The sequence below is a fragment of the Stenotrophomonas sp. CC22-02 genome (genome assembly GCF_004365115.1).
Lineage (GTDB): Bacteria > Pseudomonadota > Gammaproteobacteria > Xanthomonadales > Xanthomonadaceae > Stenotrophomonas > Stenotrophomonas forensis.
In genome coordinates, this window is record NZ_SOCO01000001.1 from 2,606,123 (window position 1) to 2,620,358 (window position 14,236).

The window sequence follows — 14,236 nt, forward strand, 5'->3', positions numbered from 1 at the left end:
CGCCGGCTTGCGCCGGCTGCCTGCAGCGGGCGTTGGCGTGGCGGACGGCATTACCGGTCAACCTCGCCGAACACCAGGTCGTAGGTACCGATCATCGCCACCACGTCGGCCAGCATGTGGCCGCGCACGATCGAATCGATCGAGGACAGGTGGGCGAAGCCCGGTGCGCGCAGGTGAACGCGGAACGGCTTGTTGGCGCCATCGGAGACCAGGTAGCAGCCGAATTCGCCCTTCGGCGCTTCCACCGCTGCATAGGTTTCGCCGGCCGGCACGCAATAGCCTTCGCTGAACAGCTTGAAGTGGTGGATCAGCGCTTCCATGTCGTCCTTCATGTCCTCGCGCTTGGGCGGAGCGACCTTGAAGTTCTTCACCATGACCGGGCCGGGGTTGGCCTTCAGCCACGCCACGCACTGCTTGATGATGCGGTTGGACTCGCGCATTTCGGCAACGCGGACCAGGTAGCGGTCGTAGCAGTCGCCTTCCTTGCCCAGCGGGATGTCGAAATCGACGGCATCGTACTTGGCGTACGGACGCTTCTTACGCAGGTCCCAGGCGATGCCCGAGCCGCGCAGCATCACGCCGGTCATGCCCCACTGGTGGGCCAGTTCCGGAGTGACCACGCCGATGCCGACGGTACGCTGCTTCCAGATACGGTTGTCGGTCAGCAGGGTTTCGTATTCGTCGATGCGCTTGGGAAACTCGACAGTGAAGTTCTCCAGGAAGTCCAGCAGCGAGCCTTCGCGCGAAGCATTGAGCTGCTTCAGCGCCTTGCCCTTGTGCCAGCGCGATTCCTTGTACTTCGGCATGTGGTCCGGCAGGTCGCGGTAGACGCCGCCCGGACGGTAGTACGCCGCGTGCATGCGCGCGCCGGAGACCGCTTCGTAGCAGTCCATCAGCTCTTCGCGCTCACGGAAGGCGTACAGCATCACCGCCATCGCACCCAGATCGAGTGCGTTCGAACCCAGCCACATCAGGTGGTTGAGGATGCGGGTGATCTCGTCGTACATGGTGCGGATGTACTGCGCACGCTCCGGCGCCTCGATGCCCATCAGGGTCTCGATCGCGCGCACGTAGGCGTGCTCGTTGCACATCATCGACACGTAGTCCAGGCGATCCATGTAGCCGATCGACTGGTTGAACGGCTTGGACTCGGCCAGCTTCTCGGTACCACGGTGCAGCAGACCCACGTGCGGGTCGGCGCGCATGATGGTTTCGCCGTCCATTTCCAGGATCAGGCGCAGCACACCGTGAGCGGCCGGATGCTGCGGGCCGAAGTTCATGGTGTAGTTGCGGATTTCCTGCCGGCTTTCGGCGGCGTTGCTGGCGAAGGCTTCGCCGGCCTGGTGTACGTGGCTCACTTCACTGCCTCCTGCGCGCGCTCACCTTCTGCGGTCTGCAGACGGGCGTCGTCACGGATCACGCGCGGCACGCCGACACGCGGCTCCACCGAGGTGACCGGTTCGTAGATCACGCGCTTCTTTTCTTCGTCGTAGCGGACTTCGACATTGCCGATCAGCGGGAAGTCCTTGCGGAACGGATGGCCGACGAAACCGTAGTCGGTCAGGATCCGGCGCAGGTCCGGGTGGCCTTCGAAGATCACGCCGTACAGGTCGAACGCTTCGCGCTCGAACCAGTTCAGGCCCGGCCAGATGCCGGTCAGCGAGGACACCACCGGCAGCGCTTCGTCAGGAGCGAAGCAGCGCAGGTGCATCATCAGGTTGTGCTGGTACGAACGCAGCTGCGCGACCACGGCGAAACGCTGGGTCGGCATGTGCTGCGGGCGGGCACCGTCGGCACCGTTTTCCTCGGTGGGGAACTCGCCCCACGCGAAGCGGCCCTGGGCCTTGCCTTCGACGCCACGGCTGAAGCCCTGCGAGGACACGTCGGCGGTGTCCCATTCGTCGGAGCCATAACCGAGGTAGTCGACGCCGCAGAGATCCACGGCCTGCTCGAAACCAAACTCGTCACGCAGCGCCAGGGCGGTGGCGTGCCACTCGGCGGCAGGCACTTCCAGCGTCACTTCGCCGCGGGGTTCGACCACGATGACCTTCGCACCTGCGAAACGTGCGGAGAGTCGGTCGATGAAGGATGCTTGCTCTGCCATGGGGGCTTGGCGCGCTCTTGTCAGGTGAAGGGGTCAGCGGGCGATGGTCTGTGTACGCCAGATCTTCTTCTGCAGCTGCAGGATCCCGTACACCAGCGCCTCGGCGGTCGGCGGGCAGCCCGGGACGTAGACGTCCACCGGCACCACGCGATCACAGCCGCGCACGACAGAATAGGAGTAGTGGTAATAGCCACCGCCGTTGGCGCAGCTACCCATCGAGATGACCCACTTCGGGTCCGGCATCTGGTCGTAGACCTTGCGCAGCGCCGGGGCCATCTTGTTGACCAGGGTACCGGCCACGATCATCACGTCGGACTGACGCGGCGACGGGCGGAACACCACGCCGTAGCGGTCAAGGTCCAGGCGCGCGGCGCCGGCGTGCATCATCTCGACCGCGCAGCAGGCCAGGCCGAAGGTCATCGGCCACATCGAACCGGTGCGTGCCCAGTTCAGCAGTGCGTCGACGCTGGTGGTGACGAAGCCCTTTTCCAGCAGCGGGTTGTCGCCTTCCGGCCGCAGGATGTCATCAACCCGGCCTTCCGGCGTGGGGTTGTTCATGAGGCCATCGAGAGTCTGAATCACTCCCATTCCAGCGCTCCCTTCTTCCAGACGTAAATGAAACCGAGGAACAGCATGCCGACGAACAGGCCCATGGTGATGAGCGAACGCGCGCCCAGCTCCATGAAGACCTGGGTCCACGGCACGATGAAGATGATTTCCAGGTCGAAGACGATGAACTGGATCGCGATCAGGTAGTAGCGCACGTCGAACTTCATGCGCGCGTCTTCGAAGGCCTCGAAGCCGCACTCATACGGCGACAGCTTTTCCAGATCGGGGCGGCGGGGACCGAGGAATCGACCAACCAGCATCAGCGTAATGCCGATACCGGTGGCAACGATCAGAAACAGCAGAGACGGCAAATATTCGGCCAGCACAGCGATTCTCTCTTGCCTCTGCCGCTGCGCCTGCAGGCGCTTTGGCATGGGGGAGTGGACGGGAATCTGCCTGGCGCCTTGCGCGCCAGACGAACCCGCTTTACTTACAAATGGTGCCCAAGAGGGGACTCGAACCCCTACGACTTGCGTCGCTACCACCTCAAGGTAGTGCGTCTACCAATTCCGCCACCTGGGCAAACGATCACATCAGACTATCTTCCCGATGCGCCGCGTATTGTAACCGGCTTCAGTCTTTCTGGGAGCCTTCCGAAGGCTTTTCTTCACCAGAATTCGAAGATTCCGCCTTGGCCGGCACATTCGCGGCCGGAACCGGGGCGGCCGGGACCGCATCGGCCTTCGGAACGGCCGGCAGTTCGCCGGCCGGAGCCGCCGGGGCACTGGCCGCCGGGGCGGACATCAGGCCCAGATCCTGGTCGGCTGCCGGGCGGGTGCCGTGACCGGCATACCAGGCCATGAAGAGGCTGATACCGAAGAACACCACGGCCAGCCACTTGGTCGACTTGGACAGGAAGTTCGAGGCGCCGCGCGCACCGAACACCGTACCCGAGGCACCGGCACCAAAGCCCGAACCCGCCGCCGCACCCGAGCCACGCTGCATCAGGATCAGCGCGATCATGGCCACAGCGACCAGCACGTAGACGACATTGAGGATCAACATCAGCATTGGAAACCGCCCTCGGACAATACTTCTAGGATTAGTTCGCGGCCGCCGCCCTTGCGATGGCCAGGAAGTCCGCGGCCACCAGGGAGGCGCCGCCGACCAGCCCACCATCGACATCCGGCTGCGCGAACAGTTCCCCGGCATTGTCGGGCTTCACGCTACCGCCGTAAACAATGGGCAGTGAATCAGCGATTCTAGCATCGATGCGCGCGACTTCGCCACGGATGAACGCGTGCACCTGCTGCGCCTGCTCCTTGCTGGCGGTGCGGCCGGTGCCGATCGCCCAGACCGGCTCGTAGGCCACCACGGCCTGGGCGAAACCGGCCGCGCCGACCAGCTCCAGCACCGGCGCCAGCTGGCTGGCGATGACCGCTTCGGTCTGGCCCGCCTCGCGCTGCTCCAGGGTTTCACCCACGCACAGCACCGGCACCAGGCCAGCATGCAGGGCCGCGGCGAACTTGCGCGCGACCAGCTCACTGCTTTCGTGGTGGTACTGGCGGCGCTCGGAATGACCGACCAGGCCATAGCGGGCACCGACCTCGTGCAGCATGGCGGCGCAGACCTCACCGGTATAGGCGCCCTTCTCGTTGCTGCTGACGTCCTGCGCACCGAACACCAGGCCGGTGTCACCGAAGTCCTCGACCAGCTCGCCCAGGTACGGCAGCGGCGGCAGGATCACCACGTCCACCCCCTCCAGCGGCAGCCCGGCGGCCACCTGCCCCAGCAGTTCATTGGCGAATTGACGGCTGCCATGCAGCTTCCAGTTTCCGGCGACGATCTTGCGGCGCATGAGCGGGTGGCTCCTGTGTGAAGTCAGCCGGTCATGATACCCGCTACGGCAAAAATCCGTTTCCGTGTAAGCGGTTACATGGATTTTCAGCCAACGGCGCAGCCCCTCGTGGCGGGTTTGGGGTTGGGTGGGTCGCAGAGAGCCCGGTTGGACCTGGGGCTTGGCCGGGCGGGTGGGACTGCGCAGGGGTCGCTGCAAGTACGTCCCTGTAAGCTCGGTCGCCGCATCCATGCGGCTCACGCCCCTGCGCAGCCCCACCCGCCCGGCCTCTGACACATTCCGGCGGTTCCGCCCGCCACGGAAAGAAAAAAGAAGAGCAAAGGCAGAAGCCGGGCTCCCTCCCCTCCTCGATACCTGACAGATCTCATCTACACATGGCGCGAAATCGTGTCGACCAAGGTCGACACCCACCAACCGTCACCGGGGAACTGTCGGAGGTGGGGCGGTGTGGGTTGGCAGGACCGTTGGCGCCATGGATGGCGCCATCGAGCCCCCAGGGATGGGTTTACGGCGTGTCCTGCCGACCCACACCGCCCCGCCCAACCCGCAGAAACCCAGAGCCGCTTTGGCTTTGGCTTTGGCCTCTGCGGGTGCAGGGCGCAGCCCTGCAAAGAAAAAGGCCGCCTTTCGGCGGCCTTCACTTCCTGTTACTTCAGCTTGATCTCGCGCAGCCGCTCCTCGAGGAAGCCGTGGGCGGTGATCGCCTCCGGGTAGCGGCTCGGGTTCTCCGGGGTGACGCACGAGGGCAGCACGTCGATCAGGAAGTCCGGGTTCGGGTGCAGGAAGAACGGCACCGAGTAGCGCGGCTGGCGCGCCAGCTCACCCGGGGGATTGACCACGCGGTGGATGGTGGACGGATACACGTGGTTGGTCAGGCGCTGCAGCATGTCGCCGATGTTGACCACGATGGTGTCCGCGTCTGACGTAAACGGCACCCACTCGCCTTCGTGCGACTGCACTTCCAGGCCGGCGGCGCTGGCGCCGACCAGCAGGGTGATGAAGTTGATGTCGCCGTGGGCACCGGCGCGCACGTTCGGGATGTCGTCGGTGGTGATCGGCGGGTAGTGGATCGGACGCAGGATCGAGTTGCCGAAGTTGGTCTTGTCGGCGAAGAAGTCCTCCGGCAGGCCGATGTGCAGGGCCAGCGCCGACAGCACGCGCGAACCCAGGTTGTCCAGCGCCTGATACAGACCGTAACCGCGCTCACGGAAACCTTCCACCTCGGTCGGCCACAGGTTCGGCGCCATCACGTCCCGGTACTTGGAATCGTCGGCGATTTCACGGCCGATGTGCCAGAACTCCTTCAGGTCGAAATGCTTCGAGCCCTTGGCGGTCTCCACGCCGAACGGGGTGTAGCCGCGGGCGCCACCGCTGCCGGCCACGTGGTACTTGCGCTTGACCTCGTCCGGCAGGGCGAAGAAGGCCTTGAAGGCATCGTAGGCCGCGTCGATGTCGGCCTGCGGGATGCCGTGGTTGCGGATGCCCGCGAATCCCCATTGGCGGTAGGCCGCGCCCAGCTCGGCCACGAAGGCCTCGCGGTCGCTGTCGAAACGGGTGATGTCGAGGGTGGGGATCTGGCTCACAGCGGTTCCTGGCTTGTCGTTGGGTCTGAGGGGGCCAACGCATTCATGGCCCGCCTGAACATTGTGACAGATCGCCCGGGGGACGCCACTCGATACAAGGAAACAAACCGATACAATGCGCGACCCGCGCGCGGAGTAACGCTTCCGTCACGTGGACCCCGCTCCCCTCCCGCGCGCCCTGACCCTGCCCCGCCATGCCCGCAGCTGCCTCTGCCGTCCCCGCCATAGAAGGTTCCGCCCGGCGTTGGCGCCGGCTGGCGTGGTGGTCGCTGTTCGTCGCCGGCAATGCCGTGCTGGCCGCCGCGATCGCGCTGGGCAATGTACCGCTGCGTGACAATCCGGGCGGCGGCGCCGGCCTGGCCTATCTGGCGGTCGCCCTGCCCGGCCACCTGCTCGCCTTCGGCGCGCTGGCCGGCCTGCTGCCATTGCTGCTGGGCCTGTGGCCGCGCAGTGCGCGTACGCTGAGCATCAGCGCCGTACTGCTGCAGGGCCTGTGGCTGTGCCTGCTGCTGGTCGACGCCAAGGTCTTCACCCTGTACCGCTTCCACCTCAATGCCATGGTCGTGAACATGGTGTTCGGCGGCGCCCTGCAGGACCAGGTTGCCCTGTCCTGGAAGACCTGGCTGCAGGTCGTGCTGCTGGCTGCCGCGGTGTTCACCGCCGAGGGCCTGCTGGCCTGGGCGTGCTGGAAACTGCTGCCGGCCGCGCCACGCCGGCGCAGGGTGCTGCAGGCCTGGGCAGTGGTGGCGCTGCTGATGGGTGGTGGCCAGGTCGCCACGGCCTACTACGACGCCCGGGGCGACCGCGATGTGATCGCGCAGTGGAACTACCTGCCGTGGGCACAGCCGATCACGGCCAAGAGCTTCATGCGGCGCCTGGGCGTGGTCAGCCAGCAGCAGGCAGGCCTGCCCGACCCGCGCCATGCGCAGCTGTTGTACCCGCTGCATCCGCTGCGCTGCCAGAGCCCACATCGCCCCAACGTGCTGATGGTGGTACTGGAATCGCTGCGCCGCGATGTGCTGACACCGCAGCTGATGCCCAACACGTCGGCGCTGGCGCAGGATGCGCGGGTGTTCGACCACCATTTCAGCACCGGCAATGCCACCCGCTATGGCCTGTTCGGGCTGCTCTACGGCCTGCCCGGCGGCTATTGGCCGAGCATGCTTGACGAACAGCGCGGCTCGCAGCTGTTCCAGGTGCTGGGCCAGCAGGGTTACGACCTGCACCTGTACGGCAGTGCGCCGCTGTACAGCCCGGAATTCGACCGCACCGTGTTCGCCGATGTGCGCGACCAGCTGCACCAGGGCCCATCGGCACTGAAGTCCGACGGCCGCGACCGCGCGATCATCAGCGCACTGCAGCAGGACATCCGCGCCAGCCAGGCCGCGCAGCGCCCGTGGTTCGGCTTCGTGTTCCTCGATTCCACCCACGCGCCCTACCACATGCCCGACGGCTACCCGCCGGTGGCGACGCCCATGGCTGCGGACATCGACTTCCTCAAATTCGGCCCGGAGCATGACCCGACGCCGGAACTCAACCGCTACCGCACCGCCGTGCACTATGCCGACAGCCTGATCGGCACGCTGCTTGATGATCTGCGCGCGCAAGGCCTGGCCGAAGACACCATCGTGCTGGTCACTGGCGACCATGCCGAGGAATTCAACGACCTCAAGCTGAACTACTGGGGTCACAACGGCAACTTCTCCGACTATCAGCTGCAGGTCCCCTTCGTACTGCATTGGCCGGGCCAGGCCAGCGGTCGTGAATCACGCACCAGTTCACACGAGGACTGGGTACCGACCCTGATGCGCCATGCATTGGGCTGCGAGAACGCATTGACCGATTACAGCACCGGCCACGACCTGCTGGCCGAACCGCAGGGCAGGCGCGCGCTGGTGGTCGAAAGCTGGTCGCAGCGCGCGGTGCGCGATGGCGATGCCATCTACGTGTTCGACAAGTTCGGCAACGCGACCGCGCTGGACCTGCATTACCGCCCGCTGCCACAGCAGCCCCCCGATGCGGGCGCTGTCCGCACTGCATGGGAAGCGCTGACCCGCTTCCGCAACCGCTGAGCCTCAAGGATCGACCCGCATGAACCGTCCGCTGCGCATCCTGCACACCGAAGCCGCCAAAGGCATGGGCGGGCAGGAGATCTACATCTTCCGCCACATGCAGGTGATGCGCGCACGCGGCCACGCGGTGTCGCTGCTGTGCCAGCCCGATGCGCGGCTGGCCACCCTGGCACGCGATGATGGCTTCACCGTGCACACCCTGCGCATGGGCGGCCTGGCCCGGTTGCTGCGCGGCATCTGGTCGGTGTCGCGGCTGGTACGCCGCGAACGCTACGACGTGGTCAACACGACCAGCCGCCGCGACGCACTGATCGCTGCCGCCGGTGCACGCCTGGGCGGAGCCCCGCTGGTGGTGCGCTCGCGCCACCTGATGAGCCCGGTCAATTCACTGCTGACCTATACCCGGCTCCCGCACCGGGTGCTGACGGTCAGCAGCTTCGTCAAGCAGCTGCTGGCCGACCGCGGCATTCCAGCCGAGCACATCGGTATCGTGCCGCCGATCGCGGTGCCGCCGCGTTGGAGCGACATCCACCTGGACAACCCGTGGCAGCGACTGCAGGAAGTACGCGCCGAAGTCCGCGCCGAGCTGGGCTTCGGCGAACAGGACGTGGTGGTGGGATGCGTGGCGGTGCTCCGCGAGCCCAAGGGCCACGCCGATCTGCTGCAGGCGATGGTGCCGCTGTGCAAGGCCAACCCGAACGTGCATCTGGTGGTGGTGGGTGACGGCCAGCCGGTGATGGATCGACTGCAGGCGATGCGCGACGCGCATGGACTGCAGGCGCAGGTGCATCTGCTCGGCTACCGCGATGGGGCCTGCCGGCTGATGGCCGGGTTCGACATCTTCGCGCTGGCCTCGCACAAGGAGGCCGCCGGTACCGTATTCCTGGAAGCGGCCTACGTCGGCGTACCGATCGTGGCCACCCGCGTCGGTGGCGTACCGGAGATGGTGGTCGACGGCAGCAATGCGATCCTCACCCGGCTGGGCGACAATGCAGCCCTGACCGGCGCCCTGCGCCTGCTGGTGGACGATCCGGAACGGCGACGGCAGATGGGCCGCGCCGGGTGGGACTGGATGCGCAGCGCGCACCGTTTCACCCCGGATGGCCACGGCGAAACCACCGAACACTATTACCACCAGTGGCTGAAGGAGCTGGGACATGGCTGATGCCCGAACCGTACCGGTGCTGATGCACCACCACGTGAGCCCATCGCCGGGCATGATCACCGTGTCGCCGAAGAATTTCGAAAGCCAGATCGCCTGGCTGGCCGGCAACGGCTGGACCTCGCTGACGCTGGACCAGTACGCCGGTTTCCTGGCCGGCAAGCCGGTGCCACGCAAGTCGATCGTGATCACCTTCGACGATGGCTACCTGGACAACTGGGTCTACGCGCACCCGATCCTGCAGAAGTACGGCATGCACGCGGTGGTGTTCGTGGTCACCGGCTGGATGGGCGAAGGCCCGGAGCGGCCGCACGCCGGCATCGCCGGAGCGTCGCTGCCCGCCACCCCGGACCACCGTGGCTGCGAAGCGGCGATCTACGAACAGAACCGCAGCGATGATGTGATGATGCGCTGGAGCGAAGCGCGTGCAGCCATCGCCGCCGGCACCTTCGAAGTGCACTGCCACACCCACACCCATACCCGTTGGCTGCGTCGCGACGACCTCGACCGTGCACAGCGCCGCGCCGGCCTGAGCCACGACCTGGCGATCTCACGCGACGTGCTGCAGGAAAAGCTGGGCGAAGTATCCGACACGCTGTGCTGGCCCTACGGCGATTTCGACCAGGACCACATTGAAGTGGCACGCGAGCAGGGTTTCCGTTACCTGCACACCACCCACCCGTTCGGCCGCAACGTGGTGGGCGGCGATCCGGAACGCATCTACCGGTTTGCGATCCGCAACCGCCCGGCCAGCTGGCTGCGCAAGCGCATCGCGCAGAGCTACAACCCGCTGATCGCACCGCTGTTCAATGGCTTCAAGGCGCGCCAGAAGAAGATGGTGCCGGGGCCCTGAGCGCAAGGGCCTCCCCCGCCCGCTGCGGCGCGGGAGGCCCGCGACGGCCTCAGAAAAAACGCCCGTATACGGCTTGCACGATCTCGCCGTTGCCGGTGTTGATCAGCAGCGCATCTGGCCCGTAGCGCACCCATTCGTAGCCCATCGGCGGCATGTCCAGGCCGAACAGCCAGAAGTCGTTGAGAATATAGTCGTCGATCCAGTACGGACGCGGCAGGAACTGGCCGTAATGCCAGCGCTGGTACGCATAGCCCACCGGTGGATGGTAGGGCCCGATGCGGAAGGCATGGTCGGCGCGGAAGTTGTGCCGGTACCCCTCGCGGAACGCCGGCCGTGCATTGCCCAGCTCGCGCGGGCGTTCCATCCTTGGGTAGCCCCACGGCGCGCGCATCGGCTCCTCGCGCGGGGCGGACATGTGCGGCCCACCTTCGGGACGACGTTCGGCGCTCGCAATGGAGACGCCACCCAGCAACGGCAGCACCAGCAGCGCACCTGCCAGCAGGCAGCGGCTGCAGCGCAATGAAGTGTTCATGGTCATGGTCCTTGCAACAACAGTGAAAGGATGGAGCACGAACGGCTCCGACCGGGTCCCGGTCTGCGCGGCGCCTGCATGCATGCATGCACGAGACCCTGATCCCCGGAATACGCCGCGTATCGTTCACGCCATGTCACAAAGCGCACAGCCACAGCTGAACGTGATCACCGGTCGCGATCGGTTCAGTCACCCTCGCTGGAAAACGACATGGCCGCAAAGGCGGCCATGTCGTGGTGTCAGGTTGTACGGCCGCCGGACTCAGGCAGCGGCTTCACGGACCGCAGCTGACAGACGATCCAGCGTCTCCTGCATCAGCGCTGCGTCATCGGCTTCCACCGTGACCCGCACCACCGGCTCGGTACCGGACGGGCGCAGGAACGCACGACCACGACCAGCCACCGACTGCTGCGCGACGACCAGTGCGGCCTGCACGCTGTCGGCCTGCACCGTGGCCTTGGCCGAGACATTGCCCAGCCGCACGTTGACCGTCTTCTGCGGCACCCGCACCAGTCCCTTCAGCGCCTGGCGCAGGGTCTGCCCGCTGCTGCGCAGCGCCACCAGCACCTGCAGGGCGCTGATGATGCCATCGCCAGTAGTTGCCCGGTCCAGGCACAGCAGGTGGCCCGAGGCTTCACCACCCAGCACGCCACCGCCTTCGATCAGCGCCTGGTGCACGTAGCGGTCACCGACGTTGCTGCGCACGAACGGAATCTGCAGGTCGGCGAAGGCCTTCTCCACGCCGTAGTTGCTCATCAGCGTACCGACCACCGGACCATGCAGGCGACCCTCGGCCTTCCACGCACGTGCCAGGATGTACAGCAGGTCATCGCCGTCAACCGGATTGCCCTGGTCGTCGGCCATCAGCACGCGGTCACCGTCACCATCGAAGGCGATGCCGAGATCGGCGCGGGTCTCGCGGACCTTGGCCGCCAGGTTGTCGATATGGGTGGACCCGACCCCGGCGTTGATGTTGATGCCATTGGGTTCGGCGCCGATGCCGATCACCTCGGCGCCCAGCTCACGGAACAACAGCGGTGCGATCTGGTAGGTGGCGCCGTGCGCGCAATCCAGCACCAGGCGCAGGCCACGCAGATCGAAGGCGCGCGGCACGCTGGCCTTGCAGAACTCGATGTAGCGACCGACCGCCTCGCGCGCCCGCGCCGCCTTGCCCAGCTTTTCCGATTCGGCGGTGGTGAACGGTAGATCCAGCGCCGCTTCAAGCGCCAGTTCGGTGGCATCGTCGAGCTTCTCGCCCTGGGCGGAGAAGAACTTGATGCCGTTGTCGTAGTGCGGATTGTGCGAAGCGCTGATGACGATGCCGGCATCCACGCCCAACGTGCGGGTCAGGAATGCGACCGCCGGAGTCGGCATCGGGCCGAGCAGCTGCACGTCGGCACCGGCGGCGACCAGCCCGGCTTCCAGTGCCGCTTCGAACATGTAGCCGGAAATGCGGGTGTCCTTGCCGATCAGCACGATCGGCCGCCGCCCGTCCTGGCCGCGCTGGGCGACCAGCACGCGCCCCAGGGCATTGCCCAGGCGCAGCACGAAGTCCGCCGAGATCACGCCTTGGCCAACCCGGCCACGGATGCCATCAGTACCGAAGTACTTGCGGCCCCCCATCAAACCACCTCCGGCGCCGGCTGACGGCCCAGCATCGCCAGCAGGTCGGACAGGCGGTCGCGCATTTCGCGGCGGTCGCAGATCTGGTCGATGGCACCGTGCTCCAGCAGGAACTCCGAGCGCTGGAAACCTTCCGGAAGCTTCTCACGCACGGTCTGCTCGATCACGCGCGGGCCGGCAAAGCCGATCAGCGCCTGCGGCTCGGCGATGTTGATGTCGCCCAGCATCGCGAACGATGCCGATACGCCACCGGTGGTCGGATGGGTCAGCACCGAGATGTACGGCAGGCCGGCCTCGCGCAGCTTGCCCAGCGCGGCCGAGGTCTTGGCCATCTGCATCAGCGAGAACAGGCCTTCCTGCATGCGTGCACCGCCGCTCTGCGAGAAGCACACGTAAGGGGCGCCGATCTCGACTGCGGTTTCGGCAGCCAGCGCGAAGCGCTCACCGACCACCGAACCCATCGAGCCGCCCATGAAGGCGAAGTCGAACGACGAAGCCACCAGCGCACGCCCCTTGAGCAGGCCACGCATGGCGATCAGCGCGTCGTACTCGCCAGTATTCTTCTGCGCGATCTTGATGCGCTCGCTGTACTTCTTCTGGTCCTTGAACTTGAGCAGGTCGGTCGGGCCCAGGCGCGCACCGATCTCGGTGGTGCTGTCGGCGTCGAACAGGGCCGCCAGCCGCGCACGCGCACGGATCGCCATGTGATGGCCGCACTTCGGGCAGACTTCCAGGTTCTCTTCCAGTTCCGGACGGTACAACGCGCTGCCGCAGTTGCTGCACTTTTCCCACAGGCCCTCGGGGACGCTGCGCTTCTTGCTGGGGGTGTTGTCGGTGCGGATGCCGGACGGCATCAACTTGCTGAGCCAACTCATGCGGGAGGACACTTCCGTTCAGGGCGGCCCGCGGGCCGCAAAGGCGGACAGTCTAGCTCCGCTGCCCCCGCCCGTGCACCCCTTGCGGTGCCCGGGCCAGCAGGAAAAAACCATGCTGGGACGTACGTTTAGGTCCGGGTGGTACCCGCCGCTGGCCCGCAGCCCCTGTACGCAGGCGGGTGCGGAGGATGCAGGCCAGTGGCCGGCACGACCGTTACCCGTCCAGCGCCTGTCGCAACGGTGCGAGGAAGGCCCCGGCGCGCTGCGCGGCCTCTTCCGCCGAGCCCGCCTCTGCCAGCACCGCCACCAGTGCGCTGCCCACCACCACGCCGTCGGCCTGTCGCGCCATCGCCACGGCACTGGCCGCATCCTTGATGCCGAAGCCTGCCACCACCGGCACCGAGGCGCGCTCGCGCAGTGCCTGCAGGCGCGCGCTGGCGGCATCACTGTCCAAACGCTCGGACGCACCGGTGACACCGGCAAAGCTGACGTAGTACAGGTAGCCACGCGCCAGGGCCAGCAGCTTGTCGGCACGCGCTTCACTGGTGGTCGGCGACGCCAGCAGCACCAGCGCCAGGCCAGCCGCCTCGAAGGCCTGCTGTGCTTCACCGGCTTCTTCCGGCGGCAGATCGACCAGCAACGCGCCATCCACGCCGGCCTTCACCGCGGCGTCGGCGAACGCTGCGTAGCCATGGATCTCGACCGGATTCAGGTAGCCCATCAGCACCACCGGGGTCTGCGCATCACGCTCCCGGAACTGCGCCACGGCCTGCAGCACGTAGCGGCTGCCGGCACCGCGCGCCAGCGCGCGCTCGGAGCTGCGCTGGATGGTCGGGCCATCCGCCATCGGGTCGGAGAACGGCACGCCCAGCTCGATCACATCGGCGCCGGCCTCGACCAGTGCGTGCATGACCGGCACGGTAGCCTCCAGCGAGGGATCGCCGGCAGTGATGAAGGGGATCAACGCCTTGCGCTGCTGCTCGCGCAGGCGCTGGAAACAGGCATCAAGTCGGGATACGGACATG

At 66.4% G+C, this 14,236-nt stretch carries 14 protein-coding genes and 1 tRNA gene; 3 read left to right on the forward strand and 12 right to left on the reverse strand.

What is annotated here, in order from left to right; all coding sequences use genetic code 11:
- Nucleotides 1–50: 50 nt before the first annotated feature.
- The 8 genes from N440_RS12065 to N440_RS12100 form a co-directional block, all read right to left on the reverse strand.
- Entirely contained in the window at nt 51–1,358 is a 1,308-nt protein-coding gene (locus N440_RS12065) for an NADH-quinone oxidoreductase subunit D (RefSeq protein WP_006458796.1), read from the reverse strand.
- Nucleotides 1,355–2,104: an NADH-quinone oxidoreductase subunit C gene (locus N440_RS12070; protein WP_005410462.1), complete on the reverse strand. Its 750-nt coding sequence runs from the start codon at nt 2,102–2,104 to the stop codon at nt 1,355–1,357. The genes N440_RS12065 and N440_RS12070 overlap by 4 nt, the downstream gene beginning before the upstream one ends.
- 33 nt (nt 2,105–2,137) lie before the next feature.
- Nucleotides 2,138–2,692 (reverse strand): NADH-quinone oxidoreductase subunit B, encoded by a 555-nt coding sequence (locus tag N440_RS12075; RefSeq protein ID WP_005410463.1) that lies wholly within the window; start codon nt 2,690–2,692, stop codon nt 2,138–2,140.
- Nucleotides 2,683–3,039 carry an NADH-quinone oxidoreductase subunit A gene (locus N440_RS12080; RefSeq protein WP_008265012.1) on the reverse strand — a complete coding sequence of 119 codons (357 nt, stop codon included), beginning with the start codon at nt 3,037–3,039 and terminating at the stop codon, nt 2,683–2,685. The genes N440_RS12075 and N440_RS12080 overlap by 10 nt, the downstream gene beginning before the upstream one ends.
- Before the next feature lie 111 nt (nt 3,040–3,150).
- Nucleotides 3,151–3,235, reverse strand: a tRNA-Leu gene (locus N440_RS12085).
- A gap of 51 nt (nt 3,236–3,286) precedes the next feature.
- Nucleotides 3,287–3,724: a preprotein translocase subunit SecG gene (gene secG / locus N440_RS12090; protein ID WP_006458798.1), complete on the reverse strand. Its 438-nt coding sequence runs from the start codon at nt 3,722–3,724 to the stop codon at nt 3,287–3,289.
- A gap of 31 nt (nt 3,725–3,755) precedes the next feature.
- The gene (tpiA, locus tag N440_RS12095) at nt 3,756–4,511 is read right to left on the reverse strand and encodes a triose-phosphate isomerase (RefSeq protein ID WP_049458796.1); all 756 of its coding nucleotides are present in this window, start codon (nt 4,509–4,511) and stop codon (nt 3,756–3,758) included.
- 647 nt (nt 4,512–5,158) lie between these two features.
- Nucleotides 5,159–6,094, reverse strand: coding sequence for a 2-oxoglutarate and iron-dependent oxygenase domain-containing protein (locus tag N440_RS12100; RefSeq protein WP_133935212.1), 936 nt, complete (start codon nt 6,092–6,094; stop codon nt 5,159–5,161).
- A gap of 194 nt (nt 6,095–6,288) precedes the next feature.
- Between N440_RS12100 and N440_RS12105 the strand changes: the two genes are divergently transcribed.
- From N440_RS12105 to N440_RS12115, 3 genes are read left to right on the forward strand one after another with little or no spacing between them, the layout of a single operon-like run.
- Complete coding sequence (locus tag N440_RS12105; protein ID WP_133935213.1) at nt 6,289–8,166, forward strand: sulfatase-like hydrolase/transferase; 1,878 nt, start codon at nt 6,289–6,291, stop codon at nt 8,164–8,166.
- 19 nt (nt 8,167–8,185) lie between these two features.
- Entirely contained in the window at nt 8,186–9,331 is a 1,146-nt protein-coding gene (locus N440_RS12110; RefSeq protein WP_133935214.1) for a glycosyltransferase family 4 protein, read from the forward strand.
- Nucleotides 9,324–10,181, forward strand: a complete 858-nt coding sequence (locus N440_RS12115; protein WP_133935215.1) for a polysaccharide deacetylase family protein — start codon at nt 9,324–9,326, stop codon at nt 10,179–10,181. Before N440_RS12110 ends, N440_RS12115 begins: the two co-directional genes overlap by 8 nt.
- Nucleotides 10,182–10,230: 49 nt before the next feature.
- Here the strand turns inward: N440_RS12115 and N440_RS12120 are convergent, their stop codons facing one another.
- The 4 genes from N440_RS12120 to trpA form a co-directional block, all read right to left on the reverse strand.
- Nucleotides 10,231–10,713 carry an RcnB family protein gene (locus N440_RS12120; protein WP_133935216.1) on the reverse strand — a complete coding sequence of 161 codons (483 nt, stop codon included), beginning with the start codon at nt 10,711–10,713 and terminating at the stop codon, nt 10,231–10,233.
- 261 nt (nt 10,714–10,974) lie between these two features.
- A complete protein-coding gene (gene glmM / locus N440_RS12125) occupies nt 10,975–12,336 on the reverse strand; it encodes a phosphoglucosamine mutase (RefSeq protein ID WP_049456112.1) in 1,362 nt (453 codons plus the stop codon).
- The gene (gene accD, locus N440_RS12130) at nt 12,336–13,211 is read right to left on the reverse strand and encodes an acetyl-CoA carboxylase, carboxyltransferase subunit beta (protein ID WP_049456113.1); all 876 of its coding nucleotides are present in this window, start codon (nt 13,209–13,211) and stop codon (nt 12,336–12,338) included. The genes glmM and accD overlap by 1 nt, the downstream gene beginning before the upstream one ends.
- 214 nt (nt 13,212–13,425) lie before the next feature.
- Nucleotides 13,426–14,235, reverse strand: a complete 810-nt coding sequence (trpA, locus tag N440_RS12135) for a tryptophan synthase subunit alpha (protein WP_133935217.1) — start codon at nt 14,233–14,235, stop codon at nt 13,426–13,428.
- Nucleotide 14,236 lies beyond the last annotated feature (1 nt).

What these genes read in the sequence shown, in the direction of transcription:
- N440_RS12075 (WP_005410463.1), bottom strand. Translation starts at nt 2,692, where the DNA reads ATGGGAGTGATTCAGACTCTCGATGGCCTCATGAACAACCCCACGCCG.
- N440_RS12120 (WP_133935216.1), bottom strand. Translation starts at nt 10,713, where the DNA reads ATGAACACTTCATTGCGCTGCAGCCGCTGCCTGCTGGCAGGTGCGCTG.
- accD (WP_049456113.1), bottom strand. Translation starts at nt 13,211, where the DNA reads ATGAGTTGGCTCAGCAAGTTGATGCCGTCCGGCATCCGCACCGACAAC.
- N440_RS12070 (WP_005410462.1), bottom strand. Translation starts at nt 2,104, where the DNA reads ATGGCAGAGCAAGCATCCTTCATCGACCGACTCTCCGCACGTTTCGCA.
- N440_RS12105 (WP_133935213.1), top strand. Translation starts at nt 6,289, where the DNA reads ATGCCCGCAGCTGCCTCTGCCGTCCCCGCCATAGAAGGTTCCGCCCGG.
- trpA (WP_133935217.1), bottom strand. Translation starts at nt 14,235, where the DNA reads ATGTCCGTATCCCGACTTGATGCCTGTTTCCAGCGCCTGCGCGAGCAG.
- N440_RS12115 (WP_133935215.1), top strand. Translation starts at nt 9,324, where the DNA reads ATGGCTGATGCCCGAACCGTACCGGTGCTGATGCACCACCACGTGAGC.
- N440_RS12110 (WP_133935214.1), top strand. Translation starts at nt 8,186, where the DNA reads ATGAACCGTCCGCTGCGCATCCTGCACACCGAAGCCGCCAAAGGCATG.
- glmM (WP_049456112.1), bottom strand. Translation starts at nt 12,336, where the DNA reads ATGGGGGGCCGCAAGTACTTCGGTACTGATGGCATCCGTGGCCGGGTT.
- tpiA (WP_049458796.1), bottom strand. Translation starts at nt 4,511, where the DNA reads ATGCGCCGCAAGATCGTCGCCGGAAACTGGAAGCTGCATGGCAGCCGT.
- secG (WP_006458798.1), bottom strand. Translation starts at nt 3,724, where the DNA reads ATGCTGATGTTGATCCTCAATGTCGTCTACGTGCTGGTCGCTGTGGCC.